At 74.3% G+C, this 25,930-nt stretch carries 22 protein-coding genes; 9 read left to right on the forward strand and 13 right to left on the reverse strand.

From position 1 onward, the window contains the following. Nucleotides 1-41 precede the first annotated feature (41 nt). The 3 genes from ACIGHB_RS20825 to ACIGHB_RS20835 form a co-directional block, all read right to left on the reverse strand. Entirely contained in the window at nt 42-317 is a 276-nt protein-coding gene (locus tag ACIGHB_RS20825; RefSeq protein ID WP_399914912.1) for a hypothetical protein, read from the reverse strand. A 200-nt stretch (nt 318-517) separates the two neighbouring features. Beyond that, complete coding sequence (locus ACIGHB_RS20830) at nt 518-2,350, reverse strand: ABC transporter ATP-binding protein (protein WP_360316798.1); 1,833 nt, start codon at nt 2,348-2,350, stop codon at nt 518-520. Between the two features lie 206 nt (nt 2,351-2,556). Next, the gene (locus ACIGHB_RS20835) at nt 2,557-3,372 is read right to left on the reverse strand and encodes an alpha/beta fold hydrolase (RefSeq protein WP_399914914.1); all 816 of its coding nucleotides are present in this window, start codon (nt 3,370-3,372) and stop codon (nt 2,557-2,559) included. A 255-nt stretch (nt 3,373-3,627) separates the two neighbouring features. On the opposite strand from ACIGHB_RS20835, the gene katG reads away from it, so the two are divergent. After that, nucleotides 3,628-5,817, forward strand: coding sequence for a catalase/peroxidase HPI (gene katG / locus ACIGHB_RS20840; RefSeq protein ID WP_399914916.1), 2,190 nt, complete (start codon nt 3,628-3,630; stop codon nt 5,815-5,817). 81 nt (nt 5,818-5,898) lie between these two features. Here the strand turns inward: katG and ACIGHB_RS20845 are convergent, their stop codons facing one another. After that, on the reverse strand, nt 5,899-6,198 hold the full coding sequence (locus ACIGHB_RS20845; protein WP_360316789.1) for a hypothetical protein: 300 nt from the start codon (nt 6,196-6,198) through the stop codon (nt 5,899-5,901). 153 nt (nt 6,199-6,351) lie between these two features. On the opposite strand from ACIGHB_RS20845, the gene ACIGHB_RS20850 reads away from it, so the two are divergent. Next, nucleotides 6,352-7,584: an ROK family transcriptional regulator gene (locus ACIGHB_RS20850; protein ID WP_360316786.1), complete on the forward strand. Its 1,233-nt coding sequence runs from the start codon at nt 6,352-6,354 to the stop codon at nt 7,582-7,584. 21 nt (nt 7,585-7,605) lie between these two features. Here the strand turns inward: ACIGHB_RS20850 and ACIGHB_RS20855 are convergent, their stop codons facing one another. After that, nucleotides 7,606-9,159 (reverse strand): TerD family protein, encoded by a 1,554-nt coding sequence (locus ACIGHB_RS20855; RefSeq protein WP_399914919.1) that lies wholly within the window; start codon nt 9,157-9,159, stop codon nt 7,606-7,608. A 171-nt stretch (nt 9,160-9,330) separates the two neighbouring features. Here ACIGHB_RS20855 and ACIGHB_RS20860 point away from each other — a divergent pair, with 171 nt between their 5' ends. From ACIGHB_RS20860 to ACIGHB_RS20870, 3 genes are all read left to right on the forward strand, one after another. Continuing rightward, nucleotides 9,331-9,882 (forward strand): SRPBCC family protein, encoded by a 552-nt coding sequence (locus ACIGHB_RS20860; RefSeq protein WP_399914921.1) that lies wholly within the window; start codon nt 9,331-9,333, stop codon nt 9,880-9,882. A 78-nt stretch (nt 9,883-9,960) separates the two neighbouring features. After that, nucleotides 9,961-10,440 (forward strand): carboxymuconolactone decarboxylase family protein, encoded by a 480-nt coding sequence (locus tag ACIGHB_RS20865; protein WP_399914923.1) that lies wholly within the window; start codon nt 9,961-9,963, stop codon nt 10,438-10,440. Between the two features lie 149 nt (nt 10,441-10,589). Further along, nucleotides 10,590-11,957, forward strand: a complete 1,368-nt coding sequence (locus ACIGHB_RS20870; RefSeq protein ID WP_399914925.1) for a SulP family inorganic anion transporter — start codon at nt 10,590-10,592, stop codon at nt 11,955-11,957. Nucleotides 11,958-12,097: 140 nt separating this feature from the next. Here the strand turns inward: ACIGHB_RS20870 and ACIGHB_RS20875 are convergent, their stop codons facing one another. Together ACIGHB_RS20875 and ACIGHB_RS20880 are read right to left on the reverse strand one after the other, a co-directional pair. Continuing rightward, the gene (locus ACIGHB_RS20875) at nt 12,098-12,472 is read right to left on the reverse strand and encodes a MazG-like family protein (protein ID WP_360316773.1); all 375 of its coding nucleotides are present in this window, start codon (nt 12,470-12,472) and stop codon (nt 12,098-12,100) included. A 44-nt stretch (nt 12,473-12,516) separates the two neighbouring features. After that, nucleotides 12,517-12,903 (reverse strand): VOC family protein, encoded by a 387-nt coding sequence (locus ACIGHB_RS20880; protein WP_360316771.1) that lies wholly within the window; start codon nt 12,901-12,903, stop codon nt 12,517-12,519. A gap of 1,550 nt (nt 12,904-14,453) precedes the next feature. On the opposite strand from ACIGHB_RS20880, the gene ACIGHB_RS20885 reads away from it, so the two are divergent. After that, the gene (locus ACIGHB_RS20885) at nt 14,454-16,031 is read left to right on the forward strand and encodes a polysaccharide lyase family 1 protein (RefSeq protein ID WP_399914927.1); all 1,578 of its coding nucleotides are present in this window, start codon (nt 14,454-14,456) and stop codon (nt 16,029-16,031) included. 11 nt (nt 16,032-16,042) lie between these two features. Here ACIGHB_RS20885 and ACIGHB_RS20890 read toward each other — a convergent pair whose 3' ends face one another. Then, nucleotides 16,043-17,323, reverse strand: coding sequence for an arginine deiminase (locus ACIGHB_RS20890; protein ID WP_399914929.1), 1,281 nt, complete (start codon nt 17,321-17,323; stop codon nt 16,043-16,045). 82 nt (nt 17,324-17,405) lie between these two features. Next, complete coding sequence (locus tag ACIGHB_RS20895; protein ID WP_399914931.1) at nt 17,406-18,866, reverse strand: basic amino acid/polyamine antiporter; 1,461 nt, start codon at nt 18,864-18,866, stop codon at nt 17,406-17,408. Nucleotides 18,867-19,071: 205 nt separating this feature from the next. Here ACIGHB_RS20895 and ACIGHB_RS20900 point away from each other — a divergent pair, with 205 nt between their 5' ends. Then, on the forward strand, nt 19,072-19,494 hold the full coding sequence (locus tag ACIGHB_RS20900; protein WP_399914933.1) for a CBS domain-containing protein: 423 nt from the start codon (nt 19,072-19,074) through the stop codon (nt 19,492-19,494). 72 nt (nt 19,495-19,566) lie between these two features. Here the strand turns inward: ACIGHB_RS20900 and ACIGHB_RS20905 are convergent, their stop codons facing one another. Beyond that, nucleotides 19,567-20,745, reverse strand: a complete 1,179-nt coding sequence (locus ACIGHB_RS20905; RefSeq protein WP_399914935.1) for an alpha-hydroxy-acid oxidizing protein — start codon at nt 20,743-20,745, stop codon at nt 19,567-19,569. Between the two features lie 98 nt (nt 20,746-20,843). Continuing rightward, nucleotides 20,844-21,215: a hypothetical protein gene (locus ACIGHB_RS20910; RefSeq protein ID WP_399914937.1), complete on the reverse strand. Its 372-nt coding sequence runs from the start codon at nt 21,213-21,215 to the stop codon at nt 20,844-20,846. A 110-nt stretch (nt 21,216-21,325) separates the two neighbouring features. On the opposite strand from ACIGHB_RS20910, the gene ACIGHB_RS20915 reads away from it, so the two are divergent. Continuing rightward, a complete protein-coding gene (locus ACIGHB_RS20915) occupies nt 21,326-22,339 on the forward strand; it encodes a phosphotransferase (protein WP_399914939.1) in 1,014 nt (337 codons plus the stop codon). Between the two features lie 80 nt (nt 22,340-22,419). Here the strand turns inward: ACIGHB_RS20915 and lysA are convergent, their stop codons facing one another. Together lysA and ACIGHB_RS20925 are read right to left on the reverse strand one after the other, a co-directional pair. Continuing rightward, complete coding sequence (lysA, locus tag ACIGHB_RS20920; protein WP_399914941.1) at nt 22,420-23,766, reverse strand: diaminopimelate decarboxylase; 1,347 nt, start codon at nt 23,764-23,766, stop codon at nt 22,420-22,422. Further along, complete coding sequence (locus ACIGHB_RS20925; protein WP_399914943.1) at nt 23,763-24,074, reverse strand: SAV_915 family protein; 312 nt, start codon at nt 24,072-24,074, stop codon at nt 23,763-23,765. The genes lysA and ACIGHB_RS20925 overlap by 4 nt, the downstream gene beginning before the upstream one ends. Nucleotides 24,075-25,130: 1,056 nt before the next feature. Between ACIGHB_RS20925 and ACIGHB_RS20930 the strand changes: the two genes are divergently transcribed. After that, nucleotides 25,131-25,859 carry a hypothetical protein gene (locus tag ACIGHB_RS20930; protein ID WP_399914945.1) on the forward strand — a complete coding sequence of 243 codons (729 nt, stop codon included), beginning with the start codon at nt 25,131-25,133 and terminating at the stop codon, nt 25,857-25,859. The last annotated feature ends 71 nt before the right edge of the window (nt 25,860-25,930 follow it).

Raw genomic sequence — 25,930 nt, forward strand, 5'->3', positions numbered from 1 at the left:
ACCCGCCCGGTCCTAAACGGCGGGGAGGCCGCCGGGCACGTTCATTCCCGGAGGGGTACGGTCGCCGGGGCTCTGACCGGGCCGACGACCGTGAGCGGTATCCGGACGTTCTCGCAGAAGCGGCGGACGCGGGAGAGCACGCTCAGCGAGGCGGGGCTGGGGTCGGTGGTGGAGAGCTGGACCCGGACGTGCCGGGGGCGGTGCGCGTGGGCCAGGGCCTGGGCCTCCAGGTCGGCGGCGGAACGGCTGGAGAGAGCGAGGTCGCCCGGGAGCGACAGGTGCAGGACGCCCTCTTCGAAGGCGTGGCCGATGAGCATGGCCGCCTCCCTTCCGTCGTACGCCGTCCCACCGCCCGGAGGCGGTGGGACGGACGGTTTCCGTCAAGGCGTTGTGCCGGGCACGCTGGCACCAGGCTGGCAGACGCGGACCGTGTCCGCACCCGCACGGCCCGCAGCCCCCGCGGCCCGGCGGGGGCGGTGAAGCGGCTGGTCGGCGCGGTACGGCCGGGGCGGGCGGGTCAGGGGGACACGGTGGCCCCCGGTCCGGGCCGGCCGCTCGGGGCCTCGTCGAGGAAGCCGCCCGACTGGTGCTGCCAGAGTTTGGCGTACGCCCCTTCCGCGGCGAGCAGTTGGTGGTGGTCGCCCTGTTCGACGATCCGGCCGCGGTCGAGGACCACGAGCCGGTCCATGCCGGCGACGGTGGAGAGCCGGTGGGCCACGACGAGCGCGGTCCTTCCCTCCATGAGCCGCCACAGCGCGTCCTGGACGAGGAGTTCGCTCTCCGAGTCGAGGGCGCTGGTCGCCTCGTCGAGGAGGAGGATCGGCGCGTCGCGCAGGATCGCCCGGGCCAGCGCCACGCGCTGCCGCTGCCCGCCGGAGAGCTTCACCCCGCGCTCCCCGACCAGCGTGTCGAACCCCTCGGGCAGCGCGTCGGCGAACTCGGTGACGTGGGCGGCCTCGGCGGCCTTGCGGATCTCGGCCTCGGTGGCCCCGGGCCGGGCGAAGGCGATGTTCTCCCTGAGGGTGCGGTGGAACATCGCCGGGTCCTGCGGTACGGAGGCGATCAGGCCGCGCAGCTCGGACTGGCGCATCCGGCTGATGTCCTGACCGCCGATCAGGATCCGGCCGCCGTCGACGTCGGTCATGCGCAGCAGCAGCCGGGTCAGGGTGGTCTTGCCGCCGCCGGAGCGGCCGACGAAGCCGACCTTGGTGCCGCCGGGCACGTCCAGGTCGAGGCCACGGAAGAGCGGATCGGCGCCCCGGTGGGCGAAGTGCACGCCCTCGAAGCGAACGTGGCCGGACGGTCCGGCGAGCGGCTCGGGGGCCGGCGGGTCCACGACGCTCGGCGGGTCGAGGAGGAGTTCGGTGAACTGGGCGGCCTCCGTCATGGAGCTTTCGAGCCGGCGGTAGATCTGGTTGAACTCGAACATGATGCGGGTGGCGTTGAAGTAGTACGTGAACGCCACGATGATCGCCTCCACGCCCCGCTCCCCCGCGCCGAGCGTCAGCGCGAGCACCAGGCCCAGCACGTTGGTGAGGACGGAGAGCGGCCCCACGAGGGTGTCGATGCGCAGGTTGCCGTAGTCCCAGGAGCGCAGGGTGATCCGGCGCGACTCGGCGACCCTGGCCCGGTGTTCGGCGGCCTCCCGCTCCTCGGCGGCGAAGGAGCGGACGCTGTCCATGTTGGTGAGCACGTCGGCGACGTGTCCCGAGACGCGGGCGATGGCCCGCTCGCGGTCGGCGACGATGCGCTGGCGGCGGCGGATGAGCGGGAACACGCACGCCCCGGCGAGCGCGATCATCACCAGCAGGCCGGCGACGAGGAGCGGGTCGTACTGCCAGAGGACCACGGAGGCGAAGAGGAGCGGGACGAGGCTGCCCACGACCTGGAAGGTCAGGGTGTCGACGAAGTCCTCGAAGCGGGTGGCGAAGCTGATGACCCGTTTGGTGAGCGAGCCGGCGAAGTTGTCGTGGAAGAACGCCGCGTCCTTGGCGAGGAGTTCGTCCATGCCGACGACGTAGAGGTGCTCGATGCCCCGGGCGTCGGTCCGGTTGAGGCAGTGGTACCCGACCCGCCAGAGCGCCTCGCCGAGGAGCAGGACGCCGGCGAAGGCGAGGGCGTAGGGCAGGACCGAGTCGAGGGTGACGGAGCCGCCGTCGGCGACCCGGCCGACGAGTTTGGCGACCACGAGCGGGGCGAGGTACAGGGCGGCGATGTTGCCGAGCGCCGGCAGCAGCAGCGCGGGCACGGCCACCCGCCGGAGCCGTACCAGCTCTCCTCCGTAATGGCGGAGCGCGAGGCGGACGGAGCCTTTGCCCGGTCCGCCGCCGCGTTGTTCTGACGTTCCCATCACGACCTTCCGTCGTCGTACCGACACGTTGAGTGACGGAGTGTGGCGGAGAGCGGCGGGTCCGGTCCACGGGTTTTCCAGCCGATCCGGGGGCGCGGCGGGCGCGCTTCCCCGGCCCGGCGAGGGCCGGCGCCGTACGCTTCCCCGACCGGGAGCGGGCCGGGACCGTACGCCTCCCCGCCCGGGAGCGGGCCGGGACGTGCGTCTCAGCCGCGCAGCGCGGCGGTGAAGGCGACGAGTTCGCGCGCGACCCGGTCGGGGTCCTCCCAGTACACGACGTGGCCGGCGCCCTCGTGGACGAGGAACCGGGAGTCGGGGATCGCGTCGAGGAGGAGCTGCTGGTCCGAACGGGTGAGCAGCGGGTCGCGGTCGCCCCAGACGACGAGCGTGGGGACGAGGATCCCGGTGAGGGTGGCGGCGAGGTCGGCCTCCAGGAGCCCGCGCAGGGTCGCGCGCCAGACGCGGGCCGGGACCTTCAGGTTCTCGTCGACGAGCGTCTCCAGGAAGCCCGGAGCCACCCGGTCCGCGGCGAACCCCCGGGTGAAGCCGGCGGCGAACGCCCGGTCCACCGGGTCCTCCAGGGCCTCGACGGTCTCCCGCAGCGCGGCGGCGCCGGGCTTGTCGGCGAGCAGGGCGGGGACGCCGAGGAGGACGAGTCCGGCCACCCGGTCGGGCCGCCGGCCGGCGACGATCCGGGCCTGCACGCCGCCGCTCGACCCTCCGACGAGGACGGCCCGCTCGATGCCGAGGTGGTCGAGGAAGGCGACGAGGTCGTCGGCGAAGTCCTCGGGGAGGTACCCGTCCTCGGGCTTGTCGGCGTCGCCGTGCCCCCGCTGGGTCGGCGCGTAGGCGTGCAGCGCGGACGGCAGGGCGCGCAGCGTCGGCTCGAAGGTCCACCAGGAGTCCGCGTAGCCGTGGACGAGGACGAGCGGCGGCCCGCTCCCGGGGCGGCCCGCCTCCGCGTACGGGAGGGTCGGGCGCCCGCCGCCGAGGGCGGCGCGGTGCACGGCGACGGCGGCCATCGGCGTCCTCCTCGGCGCTCGCCTTTGCGAAGCGTGGACTTTCCCAGCGTAGGGAGGCCGTTCCCGGGGCTCAACCGGGAGTACGGCGGAAAGGCGTCCGGCGGGTCGGCGGCCGTTCCGGTGAATTCCGCGCGGTCCGGCCCTGCGTGTTCACATGCCCGTGAGGACCCCGGTGCGCGACCATACGGACGCGTCGCCGTGTCCCTGGAGGGCGGTGGCGGAAAAGAGCGAGAGCACACAGGAAGAAGGCCGTACGTGACCGGCAGCGAGAGCGAGAACCCGGTAATTCCGTCCCCCAGCCCGGAGGAAACCCGGCCCCGGACCAATCAGGACTGGTGGCCGAACCAGCTGGACCTCTCCGTACTCCATCGGAACGATCCGCAGGCCGACCCCCTCGACCCGGGCTTCGACTACGCGAAGGAGTTCGCCGCCCTCGACGTCGAGGAGCTGAAGCGGGACGTCATCGCCCTGATGACGGATTCCCAGGAATGGTGGCCGGCGGACTACGGGCACTACGGTCCGCTTTTCATCCGAATGAGCTGGCACGCGGCCGGCACGTACCGGATCGCCGACGGCAGGGGTGGCGGCGGAAGCGGCGCGCAGCGTTTCGCGCCGCTGAACAGCTGGCCGGACAATGCGAGCCTGGACAAGGCCCGCCGGCTTCTCTGGCCGGTCAAGCAGAAGTACGGGCAGCGGATCTCCTGGGCCGATCTCCTGGTTTTCGCCGGTAACTGCGCGATGGAATCCATGGGTTTCAGGACCTTCGGATTCGGATTCGGCCGCGAGGACATCTGGCAGCCGGAGGAGATCTTCTGGGGACCGGAGGACACCTGGCTCGGCGACGAGCGGTACAGCGGGGACCGGGAGCTGAAGGGACCGCTCGGCGCGGTCCAGATGGGCCTGATCTACGTCAACCCGGAGGGCCCGAACGGGAATCCGGACCCGATGGCCGCCGCCCGCGACATCCGCGAGACCTTCGGCCGGATGGCGATGAACGACGAGGAGACGGTCGCGCTCATCGTCGGCGGCCACACCTTCGGCAAGTGTCACGGGGCCGTGAACCCCGAGTACATCGGCCCGGAGCCGGAGGCGGCGCCGGTCGAGCTCCAGGGCCTCGGCTGGAAGAACACGTACGGCACCGGCTCCGGCGGCGACTCCCTCACCAGCGGTCTGGAGGGAGCCTGGACCAACAACCCCACCACCTGGGACAACGGCTTCCTCGACAACCTCTTCCGGTACGAGTGGGAGCTGACGGCCAGCCCCGCCGGCGCCCAGCAGTGGAAGCCCGTCGACCCGGCCGCCGAGGGCACCGTCCCGGACGCGCACGACCCGTCGAAGCGGCACGCGCCGATGATGCTGACGACCGACCTGGCGCTGCGGACGGACCCGGTGTACGAGCCGATCGCCCGCCGCTACCACGAGAACCCCGAACTGCTGGCGGAAGCGTACGCCAAAGCCTGGTACAAGCTGCTGCACCGTGACATGGGCCCGGTGTCGCGCTACCTCGGCCCGTGGATCCCGGAGCCGCAGCTGTGGCAGGACCCGGTGCCGCCGGTCGACCACGACCTGGTCGGGGACGAGGACATCGCCGCCCTCAAGGAGCGGATCCTCTCCTCCGGGCTGACCGTGCCCCAGCTGGTCACCACCGCCTGGGCGTCGGCGGCGAGCTTCCGCGGCACCGACAAGCGCGGCGGCGCCAACGGCGCGCGGCTCCGGCTCGCCCCGCAGAAGGACTGGGCCGTCAACGACGTTCCCGAGGTGGCCGAGACCCTCCGCACCCTGGAGACGATCCGGGAGGAGTTCGCCTCCGGCCGCAGCGACGGCACCCGGATCTCGCTGGCCGACCTCATCGTGCTGGGCGGCTGCGCGGCGGTCGAGCGGGCTGCCAAGGACGCGGGCCACGAGGTGACCGTGCCGTTCGCCCCCGGGCGGACGGACGCCACGCAGGAGCAGACCGACGTGGAGTCGTTCGCGGTGCTCGAACCGCGCGCCGACGGCTTCCGCAACTACCTGCGCCCCGGCGAGAAGCTGTCGCCGGAGACGCTGCTGCTCGACCGGGCCAGCATGCTCACGCTGACCGCGCCGGAGATGACGGCGCTGATCGGCGGCATGCGGGCGCTCGACACCGGCCACGGCGGGGCCCGCCACGGTGTGTTCACCGACCGTCCGGGCAGCCTGACCACCGACTTCTTCGTCAACCTGCTCGACATGGGGACGGAGTGGAAGGTCTCCGAGGCGGACGAGAACGTGTACGAGGGCCGGAACCGGGCCACCGGCGAGCTGAAGTGGACGGGCACGGCCGTGGACCTGGTCTTCGGCTCCCACGCCCAGCTGCGGGCCCTGGCCGAGGTGTACGCGGCGAAGGACGCGGACGCGAAGTTCGTGCGCGACTTCGTGTCCGCGTGGTCGAAGGTGATGAAGCTGGACCGCTTCGACCTGCGCTGACGGGCCCCGGCCGGGCCCGGACACGGGCCGGCGCCCGGACGGTCGTGCTGCGGCCGTCCGGGCGCCGGAGTCGGGAGGGCGTCAGGTGGAGATCGCGGGGAGCAGCCCGGTGACCGGTGCCGCCTGGTCGGTGAGCTGGTGGAGCTGGTGCAGTTCGTTGATCCGGCTCAGTCCGCCGAGCTGCTCGCCGACACCGGGGTAGCCGGCACGGGCCTCCTGCGGCATACCGGTGGTGGCGAGGGCGTCGAGCTCGGCGATCGGGCTGATCGGCGGTCCGAGCGGTCCCGCGGGGGCGGCGACGGCCTGCGTGGCGGCGCCGCCGAGGCAGGAGAACGCGGCGGCGACCGCGAGGACCGAGGAGATGCGTCGAGGTGAGGTCACACTCTCACAACGGAACGTTCCGCCGGGGGACACGCGCCCCGCCCCGGCGTCCTCCGAACGGGCCACCGACCCCGCCGGCCGCCCCTCCTGGGGCGGAGGACCGCGCTGTAGGGTGGGCGTGCGTACCGAGGCCGACCCGCGTGCGGAGGGCAGTTGACCGAGCTCGTCAAGGGCACCCCCGGACTCGTACGGGCGGTCAACGACCGCGCCGCCCTCCATCTTCTGCTCCGTCAGGGTCCGCTCACCCGCCCCGAGATCAGCCGCCTGACCGGCCTGTCCAAACCCACCGCCTCCCAGGTCCTCGCGCGCCTCGAAGGGGCGGGCCTCGTGGTCGGCAACGGGCTGCGCACCGGGTCTCCGGGCCGCGTCCCGGAGACGTACCGGGTCAATCCGGCGGCGGCCTACGTGACGGCCGTGGACGTGACGCCGGAGTGGATCGCGGTGCGTACCGCCGACATCACCGGCACGGTGCTCGGCGAGGCCGAGGCGCCCGCGCCCGCAGGGGCCGGGCGGGAGGAGCTGATGGCGGCGCTGCGCGCGGCGCTCGCCCGGGTCCCGGCGCCGGAGCCGCCGAAGCGGGTGGTGGTCGGCGTGCAGGGCGCGGTGGACCCGACAACCGGCCGGCTCGGCTACGCCAGCGCGGAGGACATGGCGGCCTGGCTCTTCCCCGACGTGGAGCGGACGCTCGGCGAGGCCCTCGGGCTCCCCGTCCGCATCGAGAACGACGTCAACCTGGCGGCCGTGGCCGAGCGGGCGCACGCGGCCGCCGACTGCCCCGACTTCGTCCTCCTCTGGGCGGACGAGGGCCTGGGCGCCGCGCTCGTCCTCGACGGGCGCCTGCACCGGGGCCACTTCGGCGGCGCGGGCGAGGTCGGCTACCTGCCGTTGCCCGGCGCGGCCACCGCCCGCGAGGCCGGCGACCCGTACGGACACCACGGCTACCAGCAACTGGCGGGCGGCGACGCGGTACGCGACCTGCTGCACGCGCACGGGGTGCCGGGCGCGGACTTCACGGAGACGGTGACGGAGGCGGTACGCCGCGCGGGGCACGGAGCGAGCGGCCCGCCGCCGGCGGACGAGGGGGCCGAGGCGGCCAGGACGGGGCTGGAGCTCGTGGCGGCCAGGCTGGCCTCGGGACTGGCCTCGATCGTCACCGTCGTGGATCCGGGGCTCGTCGTCCTCGCCGGACGGCTCTGCGCGGCGGGCGGCGAGCCGCTGCGCGCGCTCGTCGAGCGCGAGCTGCGGGTCCTGTCCCACTCGCGGGCCCGGATCCGGCTGTCGGCGGTGGCCGGGAACCCGGTGCTCGCCGGCGCGCTCGACCTCGCCCTGACGGCGGCCCGCGACGAGGTCTTCGGCGGGCCGAGGCCGGTCGGCCCGAGCCTCTGAGCCCGGGCCGGCGGGCGCGCCTCAGCGGCCCCGGGAGAACCAGTTCTTGCGGTCCTGCGGAGCCGGGGTCTGCCACGGGTTCGCGGGAGTCTGCCACGGGTTCGCCGGGGTCTGCCACGGGGTCGCCGGGGCCCCGTCGGCGAAGAGCGGGCCGGTGCGCGGCTGGACCCGCTTGAGCCGGGCGCGCCACGGGCCGTCCGCCATCTCGAACTGGACGATGAGCGGGCCCTCGGTGAGCGGGACGGTCTCCCGCCGCTTGCCGATCTCGTTCACGACGTTGTCGTCGTCGGGGAGCGTGGCGTGGTCGTCGTGGCCGGCCAGTTCGAAGACGTTGACGATGAGGTTGTCGTCGCCCCGGTAGTGGATCGCGAGATCGGCGACGCCGCCGGTGTGCAGCAGCACGTCCGGGCCGCGGAACTCCGCCTCCTGCTCGGTCAGCCGCAGGGCCGACGCGAGCGGCGACACCTCCACGCGCCACGGGCCCTCGGCCTCCAGGCGGAAGCGGAGGGTCCCGTGGCCGGGGACGGTGGCGAGGACCCGGCCGAAGTAGTGGTCCTCGGTGCTGTTGACCAGGTTGTCGCCCTCCTTGTTGCGGCGGTCGAGGAGGGTCAGTCCCGTGTATCCGGCGTCCGGGACGTCCAGCTGGACGACGACGGGGCCGGGCGGCAGCCCGTCCACGGTGATCACGTCGTTGTCGCGGCCGGTCTCGACGTACGGGGGGAACACGGGCCCGTACGCCCACACGTCGCCCTGACCGGGCGTCACGGGCGCGACGGGGACGGCGGGGACGCCGTAGCCGGGCGGCGTCGTCGGGGCGGGGGCGGGGGCCGGTAGGGGGGCAGGAGCCGGTACGGGAGCACCTCCCGGCGGTGCGAAGGCGACCGGCGGCGGCGCGAAGCCCGGGGCCGGGGCCGGGGCGGGAGCCGGGGTTGAGGGCGCGGGTGCCGGCGCCGGGGGCGCGAAGGCCGGAGGCGGCGTCTGGGGCGCGGGAGCAGGGGCGGGGGCGGGAGCCTGCGCGGGGGCGGGAACCTGCGCGGGAGCAGGAGCCTGCGCGGGGGCGGCCGCGTTCGGCGGTTCCGCACCGGCGACGTGGACGCCGTGGTCGGTGGCCAGGCCCTCCAGGCCGTTGGCCCAGCCCTGCCCGACGGCCCGGAACTTCCAGCCTCCGGCCCGCCGGTAGAGCTCGGCGAGGACCATCGCGGTCTCCCCCGCCGCGTCCGTCACGTCGTAGCGGGCGACCGGCGTGCCGTCCGGGGCGAACGCCTCGACGCCGAGGCCGGGCACGTCCCGGAGGGCGCCGCGGTCGGTGGAGCCGACGACGAGGACGCGGGCGACGTCCGGCTCGACGGCCGGCAGCGCGATCTCCAGCCAGTCGCCGCCGTCCTCGGCGCGGAGGAGCCGCACGGCACCGTTCGGGTGGGCGGGCTGCCCGTGGAAGACCACGTCGGCGTCGCCCCGCACGAGCCCCCGCTCCGTGAGGAGGAGCGCCATCGCGTCCGTGGCCCGGCCGCGCACGGCGACCCGCAACGGCACCGTCGGCACGAAGCCGTTGCCCCCCTTGATCAGCGTCGTCATCGCGCTCGGACCCTTCCCCTCGTATCCCCACCCGGTCGAACAAGGAAGATCCTCCGCGACGCGCGGCCCCGGGACAAGGGCCGCGGGCACGGGCCGCGCGTGCGCCGCCGGGCGCGGGGCACGCGCGGGGTGTGACACTGGTTCCGTCCGGCGGGCGAGGAGGTGAGGGCGGTGGTCCACGACTCCATCCGGGTCGACGCGCCGCTGCGGCGGGTGTACGACCAGTGGACGCAGTTCGAGGAGTTCCCGCGCTTCATGCACGGGGTGATCGCCGTGGAGCAGACCGACGACCGGCATCTGCACTGGCGGACGGGGATCGCCGGGGTCCGGCGCGAGTTCGACACCGAGATCGTCGACCAGCTGCCGGACGAGCGGATCGCCTGGCGCACCGTGGGCGGTGAGGTGCGCCAGCACGGTGTCGTCACCTTCGAGCCGATCGACGCCACGCACACGCGCGTGCGGCTGGTCATCGAGATGGAGCCCGCCGGGCCCGCCGAGAAGGCCGCCTCGGCGCTGGGCGTCGTGTCCAGCCGGGTCTCCGGCGACCTCCGGCGGTTCAAGGACTTCGTCGAGGACCGGCACGCGGCGACCGGCGCCTGGCGCGGCCGACTGCGGCCCGGCGAGGCGCGGCGCGCCCGGCCCGGCGAGGCGCGGCGCTCTCCGGGGGCGGCGCCGGGTCCCGTACCGCCTCCCTCGCCCCCTCCCCCCGACACCCTCATTTAGTTTGCTCTTCAACTACCTGTCGGGGATGATGTCCGCACGCCCCGCGGCACGCGCGGAGCGACGGTGAAGGAGCGGACAGTGAGCGACGCCGTGGCGGCAACGGCCGGACAGCGGATCTTCCTCGACCGGCAGACCCCCGACGCCTACAAGGCGTACGTCCGGACGGCGCGCACGGTCCGCGCCGCCGCCGACGGCGCCGGCCTCGACCGCACCCTGGTCGAGCTGGTGAATCTGCGGGTCTCCCAGCTCAACGGCTGCGCCTCCTGCCTCGACGTGCACACCCGCGCCGCCCTGGCCGCCGGCGACACCCCCCGCCGCCTCGGGGTGCTCGCCGCCTGGCGGGACACCGAGCTCTTCACCCCGCGCGAGCGGGCCGCCCTCGCCCTCGCCGAGGCCACGACCCACCCCGCCGACGCGGACGCCCAGGAGCGGGCCTACGCCGAGGCCCGCGAGGTACTGGACGACGCCGCCCTCTCGGCGGTGATCTGGGTGGCCATCACCATCAACGCCTTCAACCGGGTGTCGATCCTCAGCAAGCACCCCGTACGCCAGGACTGACGTCGGGCGCGCCGCCCGCGGTGCCGGGCCGCGCCGCAGCCCGGTCGAACAGGCGGACGGTTCCGGAGCGGCGCGGACAGGTAAAGTCTCCAGGTCGCCCGAGCCGCCGCCCGGGGCCCGCCCTCCCCCGTACGACAGGTCCTGCTTCCTTGCCTTCCACCGCCACACCCGCCACATCCGCCCCTTCGCCTGCCCCTGCCCGCTCCCGGTTCCGGTTCCGCGCCTCCGGGCCGGACTGGCTGCGCGATCCTCGGGTGTGGCGTACGGAGGTGCTCGCCGGGCTCGTCGTCGCCCTGGCCCTGATCCCGGAGGCGATCGCCTTCTCGGTGATCGCCGGGGTCGATCCCGCGCTCGGGCTCTTCGCCTCCTTCACCATGGCCGTCACCACGGCGATCGTGGGCGGACGGCGGGCCATGATCTCGGCCGCCACCGGGGCCGTGGCGCTCGTCATCGCGCCGGTCAACCGGGAGCACGGCGTCCAGTTCCTGATCGCCACGGTCATCCTCGCCGGTCTGTTCCAGATCGTGCTGGGGCTGGTGGGGGTGGCGAAGCTGATGCGGTTCGTCCCCCGGCCGGTGCTCGTCGGCTCGGTGAACTCGCTGGCCGCCCTGGTCTTCCTCGCCCAGCTCCCCGAGACACGGAACGTGCCGATGGCCGTGTACGTGCTGATCGCGGCCGGGATCGTGCTGCTGGTGCTGTTCCCGAGGGTGACGACGCTGGTGCCGGCGCCGCTCGTCACGATCACCGTCCTGACCCTGGTGACGGTGGCCGCCGGCATCGCCGTGCCGACGGTCGGCGACCGCGGCGCGCTGCCGTCGGCGCTCCCCCTCCCCGGCCTGCCGGACGTGCCGTTCACCCTCGGCACGCTGGCGACGATCGCCCCGTACGCCTTCGCCGTCGCCCTGGTCGGACTCGTCGAGTCGCTGCTCACGGCGCAGCTCGTCGACGACCTCACGGAGACGCCGTCGAACAAGACCCGGGAGTCGGTCGGGCAGGGCGTAGCGAACGTCGTCACCGGCCTGTTCGGCGGGATGGGCGGCTGCGCCGTCATCGGCCAGACGATGATGAACGTCAAGGTCGCGGGCGCCCGGACCCGGGTCTCCACCTTCCTCGCGGGCGTGTTCCTGCTGGTGCTGTGCGTGGTCCTCGGGCCAGTGGTCTCCCGGATCCCGATGGCCGCGCTGGTGGCGGTGATGGTGATCGTGTCGGTCGCCGCGTTCGACTGGGAGTCCGTCGCACCGCGCACCCTGCGGAGGGCGCCCGTCGGGGAGACCGTCGTCATGCTGGTCACCTTCGGCTGCGTCCTGGTCTCGCACAACCTGGCCCTCGGCGTGATCGTGGGTTCGCTCACCGCCGCGGCGATCCTCGCCCGCAGGGTCTCCCCGCGCAGGACGGCGCCCTCGGAGACATCGGCGACGCCGGTGACCTCGGCGGCCTCGGTGACCCCGGTAACCGGGGTGACCGGGGTGACCTCGGTGACCTCGGTGGCCGAGCAGGACCGGACGACCGCCGGGTAGGGCGGCCGCGCCGGGAACCCGGCGCGGCCAGGAGGAGACGGCCGGGCACCGGGACGACCGACACCAGGACGACCCGGCACCGGAACGGTCCGGCACCGGAACGGCGCGGCCGGGTGCGCCGCCGCCGCCGAGCGGGACCGCTAACGGCCCTCGGTCCGGGGCTCCTCGGACACCCCCCGGACCGAGGGCCGTGACCGGTCCGGGGACAGCGAGCGGTCGGCCACCCGGCGGAGGTGAGTGGCGAAGACCTCGGGCGCGTCCGGGGTCAGGGTGCGCAGGGCGACCAGGGCGGTGATGACGACATCGCAGAGCTCCGCCTCGACGTCGGCCCAACTGTGGCTGGTGCCCTTGCGCGGGTTCTGCCCGGTGGCGCCGATCACCGCCTGCGCCGCCTCCCCGACCTCCTCGGAGAGCTTCAGGACGCGGAGCAGGATCTCCTGACCGGGCGGCAGGTCCTGATGGGCCGTGAGCCAGTCGTGGAGGCGGGTGATGGTGGTCCAGGTGTCGTCGGTCATGGCGGCAGCCTGACAGTCGGGACGGTGCTCCCGCGCCGCCGGCGCTACGCCTGCCGGTCCTGCGGGTACCAGCGGAGCTCGACGGTGTTGCCGTCCGGGTCCTTCACGTAGACGGACTGGGCCGAGCCGCGGGCGCCCCAGCGCGGGACCGGGCCCTCCAGGACGTCGAAGGCGCCGGAGTCGATGACCTCCTGCCAGTCGAGCGGGTCGACGACGAGGCAGATGTGGTCGACGTTGGACTCGCCGCGGGGCCGGGAGAACAGGTCTATGACGGTGCTCTCGTCGATCCGGACGGACGGGAACGACACCTTGCCGGCCCGCCACTCCTCGACACGCTCCGGCGCGAGGCCCAGCGGCCCGGTGTAGAAGGCGAGGGCCCGCTCGACGTCGGTGACGTTGAGGACGAGGTGGTCGAAGGCTTTCACGCGCATGCGGTGTCTCCCGTGGTTCCGTTCGGTGTGCCGGTACGCCGGGGGCGACGGCGGTCGCCGCGTACGGCCGCGCCGCACCCGTCCCCCGGACGGCACCGCGCCTCCGCACGCCGCCACCGGTCCGCACCTCCCCCGTGCAGGTAGTTGCCTATCACGCCGAACCGCCCGCGCCCACCGTTTTTCCCGGTGCCGCGCCGCGGCGACGGCGGGCCCCCTCCTCCCTCACGGTCGCCCGCGCGTCCCTCCGCCACCACACGCCCCAGCGCACCGACCGGTTCGCCTTCGCCCCGCAGCGATCCAGCACCGCCCCATGGCACTCGCACGCTCCACCCCCCGTACGGCCGGCTGACCGGCCGCCTGTCCGAGGCACCGCCTGACCACCACTCCCCCCGGCCCGATCGCTGCCGACGGTTCTCAGCCCGAGACGAGCGCGGGCCCGGGGGCGCAGGGGACCGCAGGCGAGGGCGAGGGCGGTGCGCGGCACGCAGGTGCAGGAGTGGCCCCAGGCGCGGGCTGGGGCGCGGAGCGGAAGCGCAGGCGCTGGCGCTGGCACGGGACGCGGGCGTGAACGTGCGCGCGGGACGCAGGCGCACGGACGGACGTGCGCGCGGGCGGGCACGCGGGCCGGGCGCGGGCGCGGGCGGCCACGCGGAACGGAGGCGCAGGCGCTGGCGCTGGCGCTGGCGCTGACAAGCGACGCGGACGTGGGCGCGGGCGGGCACGCGGCCCGGTGCGAGCGTGGAACAGGCGCAGGATGCGCAACGCGCGTGCTGGGCGCGAGCAGGACAATTGCACGGGATACAGGCGCGGGCACGGGAACGGCACGGAGGCGCGGGCTCAGGAGCGGACACGGACAGGCGCGGGAACGCAGGGACACGGAGCCCAAGCCCGGGAACGGGGGCGGAGCTCGGACGGCTCGGACGCGGGCTCGGGCAAGGGACACGGGTGCGGACAGGTCGGCACGCGGCCCGGCGACGTCCTCGGCGCGGGCGCCGGACACAGGCCCGGCAGGGGACGCGGAACGCAAGCCCGGGGCGGGCACGGGACGCGGGCCCAGGCCCACGCGCGGGAAACGGACGCAGAACGCAGCCCAGGTAGGCGGGCGCGGAACGCGAGCGCGGGCGCGATGCACGGACGCCGACGCGGGACGCGGGAGCGGGACGCGAGCACGGGACGCGAGCACGGGAGGCGGGCACGGGAGGCGGGCACGGGCACAGGCGCGGGCAGGGGCCCAGGCCCAGCCCAGGCACGAAGCGCAGGCCCAGGCGCAGGCCCAGGTGCAAGCAGCCCGCGGCGGCTCGGTGTGCCTCGCCGGCGGGAGGGTCGGGGCGGTACGCCCCCTGGCGCACCCGGCCCGGTTCGTCCGGCGCGCGGCCGGATTCGTGCGCGTCGTGTCCGAAGTCTTGTCAGGTGCTCGCCGTCCCGCCTATCGTCACGCGCCGAAAGCGCTTTCTAGAGAGCGCTTTCCATGTTGCGTTTCTCCAGGGACGGGGCTGACGACGACATACACGTCCGCGACCGCGCGGGCGTCTACGAGAGGGCAGGCGAGCATGGGACGACGATCCCCCTCCACGCGACTCCGGGCGGCTCTGGCCGCCATGGCGGTCGCGGCCGCCACGGGTGCGGTCCTGACCATCCCGGAAGCCTCGGCCGCCGTGGCCGCCGGCGCCACCGGCTACGCGAGCCAGAACGGCGGGACCACCGGCGGCGCGGGCGGGCAGACCGTCCGGGCCACCACCGGCACCGCGATCCACGCGGCCCTCTGCGGACGCGCCTCCAGCAGCACCCCGATCACCATCCAGGTCGAGGGCACGATCAACCACGCCAACACCGCCAAGGTGTCCGGCGAGAGCTGCAACACCGCCGCCGGGGTCATCGAGCTCAAGCAGATCAGCAACGTCACGATCGTCGGCGTCGGCTCGGGCGCCGTCTTCGACCAGCTCGGCATCCACATCCGCGAGTCGAGCAACATCATCATCCAGAACGTCACCGTCCGGAACGTGAAGAAGTCCGGCTCCCCCACCTCCAACGGCGGCGACGCCATCGGCATGGAGAGCGACGTCCGCAACGTCTGGGTGGACCACGTCACCCTGGAGGCGTCCGGCGGCGAGTCCGAGGGCTTCGACGGGCTGTTCGACATGAAGGACAACACGCAGTACGTGACGCTCTCCTACAGCGTGCTGCGCAACTCCGGCCGCGGCGGACTGGTCGGCTCCAGCGAGACGGAGCTCAGCAACGGCTTCATCACCTACCACCACAACCTGTACGAGAACATCGACTCCCGCGCCCCGCTGCTGCGCGGCGGCATCGCCCACATGTACAGCAACCACTACAAGCAGCTGAACGAGTCGGGCATCAACTCCCGCGCCGGCGCCCGCGCCAAGGTGGAGAACAACTACTTCGAGGACTCCAAGGACGTCCTCGGCACCTTCTACACCGACGCGGCCGGCTACTGGCAGGTCGCCGGGAACGTCTTCGACAACGTGACCTGGTCCCCCGCCGGCACCGACTACCGTCCGGCCGGCCCGAACCCGGCCTCCAACACGACCGTGTCCGTCCCGTACGGCTACACCGCCGACAGCGCCTCCTGCGTCCCGGACGTCGTCGCGCGCACGGCCGGCGCGGGCAAGGGCCTGCTCGTCTCCGACGGCTCCTGCACCCCGCAGACGCCGAACCCCACCCCGACCGCCACCACCCCCAACCCGACCCCGACCCCGACCCCGACGACGCCCACCCCGACCGCCACCGCCACCACCGCCCCGCCGTCCGGCACCAACCTGAGCATCGGCGCCGGCGCGGACGGCTCCAGCAAGGCCGCCGGGACCAGCTACGGCAACGTCCGGGACGGCAGCCTGAGCACCTACTGGTCGCCCGCCGGCACCACCGGATCCGTCTCGGTCAAGTGGGGCTCCCCGACGACGATCTCGTCCGTCCGCGTCCGCGAGGCGTCCGGGGGCGGCACCGTCACCGGCTGGCGGCTCCTGAACGCCGACACCGGTGCCGTCCTCGCCACCGGCGGCGCGGCCGGCACGGCGAGCTTCCCGGCGACCTCGCTCTCCAAGGTCACCTTCGAGATCACCGGTGCCACCGGCACACCGCGCGTCGCCGAGTTCGAGACGTACGCGTAACGGTCCCGGCGTCAGAAGTCGACCGGGTCGCGGACGAGGGGGCAGGTCATGCAGTGGCCGCCGCCCCGTCCGCGGCCCAGCTCCGCGCCGACGATGGTGATGACCTCGATGCCCGCCTTCCGCAGCAGCGTGTTGGTCTGGGTGTTGCGGTCGTAGGTGAAGACCACGCCGGGCTCCAGGGCGACGGCGTTGTTGCCGCTGTCCCACTGCTGGCGCTCCGAGGCGTAGACGTCGCCACCGGTCTCGATGACCCGCAGCCCCGGGAGCCCGAGCGCCTTCGCCACGACGTCCGTGAACGGGGTGTCGCCCTCGTCGGTGATCTCCACGCCGGGGGCGCGGTCGGACGGGCGCAGCGAGAAGCTGTGCACGGCGTCCATGATCCTCGGGTAGAGCGTGACGACGTCCCGGTCGGCGAAGGTGAAGACGGTGTCGAGGTGCATGGCGGAGCGCAGCTTGGGCATGCCGGCGACGACGACGTGGCGGGCGGCGCCGTGCTCGAAGAGGCTGCGGGCCACCTGCGTGATGGCCTGCCGTGAGGTGCGCTCGCTCATGCCCATGAGGACGACGCCGTTGCCGACGGGCATGATGTCGCCGCCCTCGAAGGTGGCCTGGCCCCAGTCACGCTCGGGGTCGCCCCACCAGACGGTGGCGTCCTTGAAGTCGGGGTGGTGGGTGTAGATCGCCTTCATGAGGAGGGTCTCGCCGTGGCGGGCGGGCCAGTAGAGCGGGTTGAGGGTGACCCCGCCGTACAGCCAGCAGGTGGTGTCGCGGGTGTAGAGGGTGTTGGGCAGCGGCGGCATCAGGTACTCGCGGGCGCCGACCCCCTCGCGGGCGAGGGCTGCGTAGCCGGAGCGGACCTCGGCGGGGAGGTCGGCGGTGGACAGGCCGCCGATCAGGTGGTCGGCGAGGTCGCGCGGGGCCAGGGAGTCGAGGAAGGCGCGGGTGTCCTCGATGAGCCCGAGGCCGACCTCGTTGGCGATGATCTTGCGGTCGAGGAGCCACGCCTTCGCCTCGGGGAGGGCCATGGTCTCGGTGAGCAGGTTGTGCAGTTCGACGACCTCGACCCCGCGCTGGACCAGTTTGTTGACGAAGTCGGCGTGGTCGCGCTGGGCGTTCTCCACCCACATGACGTCGTCGAAGAGGAGGTCGTCCGAGTTGGTCGGGGTCAGCCGCCGGTGGGCGAGGCCCGGCGAGCAGACGAGGACCTTGTGGAGCCGGCCGACCTCGGAGTGGACGCCGAGGGTGCGGGAGCTCGCGGCGGGCGCGGGGGCTTCGGGGGGCGCGGGGGTCATCGGCTGGCCTTCCTGGCGGTGAGGGCGGTGAGGGCGGTGGTGGCAGTGCCGGCGGTCCTGGCGGTCGGGTGCGCGGGGGTGTTCAGAGCTCGATCCAGCCGGCGGCGAGGGCGATGACGCCGACGACGGCACCGGCCACGGAGACGGCGCAGATGACCGCCTCGCGCGGGGAGAAGAGGCGCCTGCCCTGCTCGCGGCGGGCCTTGACGAAGAGCAGGGTGGCGGGGGCGTACAGGATGAGGGAGACCAGGAGGAACTTGAGCCCGGCCGCGTACAGCAGGAAGGCGGTGTAGAGGGTGGCGACGCAGGCGACGACGAGTTCGCGCCGGGTGCTGTCGCCGGTCACCCGGTTCTCGCGGGGCCGCAGGGCGATCTTGACGGCGAAGGCCGCGGCGAGGAGGAAGGGGATGAGGCTGAGGGCGCTGGTGAGGTCGAGGGCGAAGTTGAAGGCGTCGTCGGAGAAGGCGGTGACGACGAGCACGATCTGGCTCAGCGCGGTCGTCATGAGCAGGGCGGGGACGGGGACGTCGTTCTTCGTGGCGCGGCCGAGGAAGCGGGGCATGTCGTCGTCCTTGGCGGCGACGAAGAGCACCTCGGCGGCCATCAGGGTCCAGGCGAGGTAGGCGCCGAGGACCGAGATGATCAGGCCGACGCTGACGAAGACCTTGCCCCAGGTGCCGACGGCCGCCTCCAGCACGCCCGCCATGGAGGGCTGGCGCAGCTCGGCGATCTCGCTCATCGGCAGGATGCCGTACGACACGATGGTGACCGAGGCGAAGACGGCGAAGACGCTGAGGAAGCCGAGGACGGTGGCGCGGCCGACGTCCTCCCGGCGTTTGGCGTGCCGGGAGTAGACGCTGGCGCCCTCGACCCCGAGGAAGACGAAGACGGTGGCGAGCATGGTGCCGCGGACCTGCTGGAAGAGGGAGCCCGCGTAGTCGGCGCCGCCGAAGTTCTCCGCGAAGACGGAGGGCTTGAGGCAGAACAGCGCCAGGAGGACGAAGACCAGGATGGGCACGACCTTGGCGACGGTGACGATCCGGTTGATCGCCGCCGCCTCCTTCACCCCGCGCCGGACGAGCAGGAAGAAGGCCCAGAGTCCGGCCGAGGAGAGGACGATCGCGAGGGCGGTGTCCCCGTCGCCGAGGGCCGGCGCGATGGCGCCGACCGTCGACATGATGAGGACCCAGTAGGTGACGTTGCCGACGCAGGCGCTCGCCCAGTAGCCGAAGGCGGAGAAGAAGCCCAGGTACTCGCCGAAGCCCGCCTTGGCGTACGCGTACACCCCGGCGTCCAGGTCGGGACGGCGCACGGCGAGCGTCTGGAAGACGAACGCGAGCATGAGCATGCCGGTGCCGGCGACGGCCCAGGCGATCAGCGCGCCCGCGACGCCGGTCTCCTGGGCGAAGCGGCGCGGCAGCGAGAAGACCCCGGCGCCGACCATGGAGCCGACGACCATCGCGGTCAGGGTGAGGAGGCTGAGCTTGACCGCCGGCGGAGTGCCGCCCGAGGCGGTCTCGACACCGGGTTCCGCTGTGCTCATGGGCGTACCTCGCCGGTGCGGGTGCGCCGCGGTGCGCACGGGGAGAAGAACCTCGGGCCGCTCAGACTCTAGTACCGTTCAACCACTTATGCCCGTTTTGTACGATCATGGGGGCCGGCCCTGCGCGCATGCCGTCCCCCGAACGGGGCAGCCGCCGCGTGTACGGGTCCCCGGGATTCCACTCGACCTGCGGCAGGTGGTCACCATGTCCACGGCACGCGACATCATGACTCCGGACGTGACCTGTGTCCGGAGCGACGAGAGCGTGGTCGACGCCGCGCGGAAGATGGTCGAGCTCGACGTCGGCGCGCTGCCGGTCCGCGGGCCCGACGAACGCCTCAGGGGCATGCTCACCGACCGCGACATCGTGGTCCGGGTGGTCGCCGAGGGGCGGGACCCGGCCGCGTGCACCGCCGGTGAGCTGGTCCGGGGCGAGCTGGTGACGGTCGGCGCCGACGACCCGCTGCAGCGGGTCCTGGAGCTGATGGCCGACCGGAGGATCCGCCGGGTGCCGGTGATCGACGGGCATGCGCTGGTCGGGATCATCGCCCAGGCGGACGTGGCCCGCCGGCTCCCGGACAGCACCGTCGGCGATCTGGTCGCGGACGTCTCCCGCCCGCCCGCCTGACCGGCGCCCCGCCGAGCCGAGACCGCCGCACGGCGCACTCCCGTACGGCGGCCAGGTCCCCCCGTACGTCGGTCAGAGGCGGCGCAGGGCGCCCTCCGCGCGCAGGTCGGCGAGGGCCGGATAGCCGTCGACGGCCATGATGAGGTCCGCCTCGGCGAGGAGGGAGCGCAGGACGTGCACGACGCCGTCCTCGCCGCCGGCCGCCAGGCCGTACGCGTACGGGCGGCCGATGCCGACCGCCGTGGCGCCGAGGGCCAGCGCCTTGATCGCGTCCGCGCCGGTGCGGACGCCCGAGTCGAAGAGGACCGGCAGCCCGTCCGCGGCCTCCACGACGCCGGGGAGGGCGTCGAGCGCCGGCAGTCCCCCGTTGGCCTGCCGGCCGCCGTGGTTGGAGCAGTACACGGCGTCCACCCCTCCGTCGCGGGCCCGCCGCACGTCCTCCGGATGGCACAGGCCCTTGAGGATCAGCGGAAGGTCGGTGAGGGAGCGCAGCCACGGCAGGTCGGCCCAGGTGAGCGGGTTGCCGAAGACGCCGACCCATTCGAGGATCGCGGCCCCGGGGTCCTCCTCGGGCGCCTTGGCGAGACGGGCGCGGAAGACCGGGTCGGAGGTGTAGTTGGCGAGGCAGTGCCCGCGCAGCTGCGGGAAGTTGCTCGCGGCGAGGTCGCGGGGGCGCCAGCCGGTCACCCAGGTGTCGAGGGTGACGACGATCCCCTTGAACCCGGCGGCCTCGGCGCGCCGCACCAGGCTCTCCGCGAGGTCCCGGTCGGTGGGGGTGTACAGCTGGAAGAAGCCGGGGGTGTCGCCGAACTCGGCGGCGACCTCCTCCAGCGGATCCACGCTCAGGGTCGAGGCGACCATGGGCACCCCGGTGCGGCGGGCCGCCCGCGCGGTCGCGAGGTCGCCGTGGCCGTCCTGGGCGCAGAGACCGACGAGGCCGACCGGCGCCATGAACAGCGGGGTCGGGAGCCGGAGCCCGAAGAGGTCGACGCCGAGGTCCCGTTCGACCGCCCCGACCATCATCCGGGGCACCAGGCCCCACCGCTCGAAGGCCGCCACGTTGGCCCGCTGGGTGAACTCGTCGCCGGCCCCGCCCGCCACGTACGACAGCACCGACGGCGGCAGCGCCGCGCTCGCGCGGGCCTCCAGTTCGGCGTACGTCATGGGCAGGGCGGGGAGCACACCGCCGAGTCCGGCGAGGTAGATCTCGTTCTGGTAGTCCCCGTACCGCCCGCCGAACGCGCCGCCCATCGTGGCCCCGCCTCTCCTCGCCGTCCCGGCCGGGACCGCCCCGGCCGCCGGTGGCGCCCACGGTGCCAGCCCGCGGGCCCCGGGTCCACGGTCCGGCGTCAGATGGCGCCGGGCACGGACGGGAGGGACGGCGCGGCGCGCGCCGCTCCCGCTTCGCGTGCGGGTCCGATTCCCGGTGCGTGGCCTTCGAGGTGGAGGCACATGCGGAGTTCGTCCTCGGCGACGGCCGTGACCGGCTGCCCCCAGTGCTCGGTGAGGAGGCGCGCCACGTCGACCAGCCGCCGGCGGTCCTCGGGCGTGTGGGCGGGGAAGCGCGCCCGCCCCCGGGCGGAGATCTCGTGGCCCAACTCGGCGAGGAGGACGGCGCGGAAGCGGCGCTCCTCCTCGTCGGTCAGCGGGGAGAGCACCGGCTCGCCGCCCACCGTCCTGACGTTGTACAACTCGCGGGCCTCCGCGGGTTCCTCGCGCACGCCTCTCCTTCCGCCGCCGGTCAGGCAACCGACCCTAGCCGCCCCGAGCCCTGCCGCGACCGGCGCATATTCCCGTGCGCGCGGGAGCGGCCCGGTGGTGGAATCGCCGGATGCGCACGAGTGACGAGCGGACGACGGTGGTGGACCGGGGCAGGTTCACGGACGCGACGACCCCCTGGGACGACGCGGAGTGGCGGCGGGAGGTGCTCGGCTGGGCCGAGGACGTCCTGGCCGGTCACGGGCGGGTCGAGTGCGGGACGCGCGAGGTCCGGGTGCGCCCGTGGTCGGTCCTCGTCCGCTTCCGCACCGGCGCGGGCGAGCGGGACGCGGTGTGGCTCAAGGCCGGCGCGCCGTCCAACGCCTTCGAGGCCGGGCTCTCCCAGGAGCTCGCCGCGTGGGTGCCGGAGCACGTGATGACCCCGCTGGCGGTGGACGCCGGGCGCGGCTGGTCGCTGCTGCCCGACGGCGGGCCGCTCTTCCGGGGCGTCCTCGACGCGGGCGCGGCCGGCCCCGGGGAGTGGGCGACGGCGCTGGGCCGGTACGGCGCGATGCAGCGCCGTGTCGTCCCGTACGCGGACCGGCTCGACGGCCTGGGCGTGCCGGGCGCGCGGACCCGCGAACTGCCGGAGGTCTTCGACGCGCTCGTGGCCGGCAACCCGCTGTTCGACGCCGCCGAGCGGGCGGCGCTGCTGCGGCGGCGGCCCCGGCTCGTCGAGCTGTGCGCCGAACTCGACGCGTATGGGCTGCCCGACTCCCTCGACCACTGCGACCTGCACGACGGGCAGATCCTCGCTCCGGCACCCGGCCGGTTCACCTTCTTCGACTGGGGCGACGCGTGCGTCGGGCACCCCTTCGGCAGCCTGCTGGTCCCGGTCAGGGAGGTCCGGGAGCGGTACGGGCCCGAGCACGTGGCCCCGATGGTGGACGCGTACCTGGAGCACTGGACCGGGCTCGGCCCCTCGGCGGCGGAGCTGCGCCGGGCGGCGGCGCTCGCCGTGCGCCTGGGGGCGCTGGGCCGCGCGGGCTCCTGGTTCCGGCTCTTCCCCGGCACGCCGACCGGCGACAGCGAGGAGGCGAGCGCCTACTGGGTCCGCGAGCTCTTCGCCGCCGCCGACGCGTGGTGACGGCCGCAGGGCGTTGGTGGTGACGCGTCAGGGCCCTGATGGTGACGCTTCAGGACCCTGCTGGTGACGCGTCAGGGGCCCTATACGCCGACGTCCCGGGCGCTCAGGTCCTCCAGGGTCTCCCGCCGGACCAGGAGCCGGGCGGCGCCGTCGCGGACGGCGACGACGGGCGGGCGGCCCACGAGGTTGTACGAGGAGGCCATCGACAGGTGGTACGCCCCGGCCACGGGCACCGCGAGCAGGTCGCCCGGCCGGAGGTCGGCGGGCAGCTCGACGTCCTCGGCGAGGAGGTCGCCCGCCTCGCAGTGGCGCCCGGCCACGGTGGTGGGGACGGCCGGCGCGGTGGAGTGACGCCCGATCAGGCGGGGCGCGTACCGGACCCCGTACAGGGCGGGGCGCGGGTTGTCGCTCATACCGCCGTCGACGGCGGCGAAGCCGCGGCCTCCGCTCGTCTTCACGGCGAGGACCCGGTAGAGGGCGACACCGGCCGGACCGACGACGGCCCGGCCGGGTTCGACGAGGAGCCGGGGGACGGGCAGTCCGGCGGCGGCGCAGCTCTGCGCCAGGGTGGCGCGCAGCCGGCGGGCGAGGGCGGTCGGATCGAGGACCGGGTCGCCGGGCCGGTAGGCGATGCCGTGACCACCGCCGAGGTCGAGCTCCGGCAGGACCACACCGTGGGCGTCCCGGATCCGGGCCATCAGGCCGACGAGTCGGCGCACGGCCGTGAGATAGGGCTTGACCTCGGTGATCTGGGAGCCGAGATGGCAGTGGAGGCCGGTGAGTTCGAGCTGCGGCTGCCCGAGCACCCGGGCCACGGCGTGCTGGGCGTGCCCGTCGCGCAGCGAGAGCCCGAACTTCTGGTCGTCCGCCCCGGTACGGACCTTGGCGTGCCCCCCGGCGGCGACGCCGGGCGTCACCCGGAGCATGACCCTCTGGTGGCCGCGGGGGCCGACGGCGGCGGCGAGCCGGGCGATCTCGGCCGCGCTGTCGATGACGATCCGGCCGACGCGGAGGCGCAGCGCGGTGTCGAGGTCGGCCGGGGACTTGGCGTTGCCGTGCAGGAGGATCCGCTCGGGCGGGAAGCCGACGGTGACGGCGAGTTCGAGTTCGCCGGCGGAGCAGACGTCGAGGCCGAGGCCCTCCTCGTCGACGAGGCGGACGAGTCCGCGGCAGAGGAACGCCTTGGCGGCGTAGTGCACGTCGGCGTCGGCGAACGCGGCGCGGTAGGTGCGGCAGCGGTCGCGGATCTCCGCCTCGTCGAGGACGTAGACGGGGGTGCCGTGGGCCTCCGCGATGTCGGCGAGCGGCACGCCGGCGAGGAGGACCCGGCCGCCGCCCTCCTCGGTGGTGGTCGCGGGCCAGACGGAGAACGCGCGGCAGGCGTCGGCGGATCCGGCCGCGTCGCCGAGCAGGTCGGTGAGGGTCATGCGACGGTTCCCGTCGCGGTCGCGTCCCACCGGCGGGCGCACGGCGCCCCGGGGCGCGTGGCCAGGGGGACGGTGGCGGGGTCCGTCGCGGGGCGCGCCGTGAGGACGGGGTCGACGGTCAGGGTGTGGACGCCGAGGGGGCGGGCGAGGGCGCGCAGCGCCGGCGCGGCGAGCGGGATCCAGGGGTGGGCGGAGCCCAGGGTGGCACGGAGCCGTTCCGGGGTGGTGAAGGCGACGGCCGTGCGGGCGCCGAGGGGCGTGCGGAAGAGACGAGCGGAGACGCCGTGGGCGCCCGTACGCACGGGCACGCACAACCGCCGCCCGGCCACGCCCGGTGCCGGTCCCCGCTCCGGCTCCGGTGCCGGTCCCTGCTCCGGTGCCGGTCCCTGCTCCGGCTCCGGTGCCGGTCCCTGTTCCGGCTCCGGCTCCGGCTCCGGCTCCGGCTCCGGCTCAGCGCGCTCGGCCTCGGGCCCGGCGGACCGGGGACCGACGGGCCCGGAACCGACGGGCTGGGGACGGTCGGACCCGGTACGGACCGGCTCGGAACCGAGGCGCCCGGGATCGGAGGACTCGGGAACGTAGGACTCGGGATCGTAGGACCGGGGATCGGTGGACTCGGGATCGGGGTACCTGGGATCGGAGGAGTCGGGAACGTAGGACTCGGGATCGGCGGGTTCAGGGGCACACGCGCCCCGGTCGGCGGGTTCTGGGCCGGCGGGTTCTCGGTCCCCGGATTCCTGGTCGGCGGGTTCTCGGTCCCCGGATTCTCGGTCGGCGGTGAGCGGGGTGTGGGGCATGGATCCTCCCGGGCGGTCGGCCCCTGTGGTGGTCCGGCGGGGCGCGTTCCTCGCAGCCTTGCCCGGGGGGACGCCGTTCGCCCCGCCCCCTGACGCGACCCTGACGCCCGGGGCGCCGACTCTGACGTGTTGGTCACGCCGGTGGCGCCCACGTCGGACGACCGCCCGAGACGACGGCCCAAACCGGCCCGTACGACGGGGGCGTCACGGCGGGTCACCCGCCCGAGCCCTTCTGGCACTTCGTGTCTCCCCGTCACCCGCCCGGCCGGGCATCCAACGCCCCCTCTTATACCGCTGGGGGTATGTGATCCCTTTGCCGGCCGGGTTTGTCAGCGCTCTCCCGGCTGGAAGACGGGGATGGCACCCCGTGCCTGGTCGGAGGGGACCGGAACGTCGGCTGGACGGAGGGCCCGGGGAGCTGAAAGCCTCGGCGTTCGAGGACTCGATCACCGGTCCCGTACGTGCGCCGCCGCGAGGGGAGCGTGGCGCGGGCCCGTGATCGTGGCGTCCTCGAAGGCGCGTCCGCCGCACCCGAACGCGCCGGCAACGCGAGGAGGAGGACCACCGATGACCGCCGCCCGGGAAGAACGGCTCCAGCTCGACGCCGCGAGCGTCGACAACGCGAGGACGACGCTGCTCCAGCTCCTCGCACGGGCGGGGGTGTACTCCGGGGACGCCGAGGAGCTGATCGGCCTGGTCGAGGCGGGTGCGCTCGCCGGCGCGCACGAGGCGCTGGCGGGCGCCGGCCGGCAGGCCCCGCCGGGCAGCGAAGAGCCGTACGCCGCGGGCTGGCGCGACGGCTCACGTGCCGTCACCGAGGGGCTCGCGGGCCTCGCCGACCGGGCCCTGGGCGCCGCCGTCGCCGCGGACGCCCCCGGGGACCCGGACGCCCGGCCGCCGGTCGGCCGGATGGAGGTCGAGCGGGCCAAGGTCGCGGTCGTGCCCCTGTACCTCTCCTTCACCGAGGAGTCGGACCTCGACCCCGAGGTCACCGAGCAGGTCCTCGCGGCGTCGCTCAGGACGATGGGCGTTCGGCAGCGGGCCGCCTATCCGGGCCGGCTGACGGCGTTCGCGGCGGAGCACCGGGCCCATCTGGAGCGGCTGTACGCCACGTACGGCCCGGGCAGCGCCATCGCCATCCACGGCCGCTACACCCTGGTCCACTCCCCCACGAGCCTCGCCGTCCTGGAACGGCTCGCCGTCCGCCCCGGCGAGCTGCGGGAGGAGTGGGACGCCGCCGAACTGCCGCCGGCCTGGCTGGACGGGCTCACGCGCGCCTGGGACGCGACGATCTGACCCGTCCCCCGCACCTGGCGCGCTGCTCCCGGCGCCCTGCTCCCGGCGCCCGGTGCGGCGTTCGGCCCACA

Source organism: Streptomyces sp. NPDC085460, assembly GCF_044541975.1.
Lineage (GTDB): Bacteria > Actinomycetota > Actinomycetes > Streptomycetales > Streptomycetaceae > Streptomyces.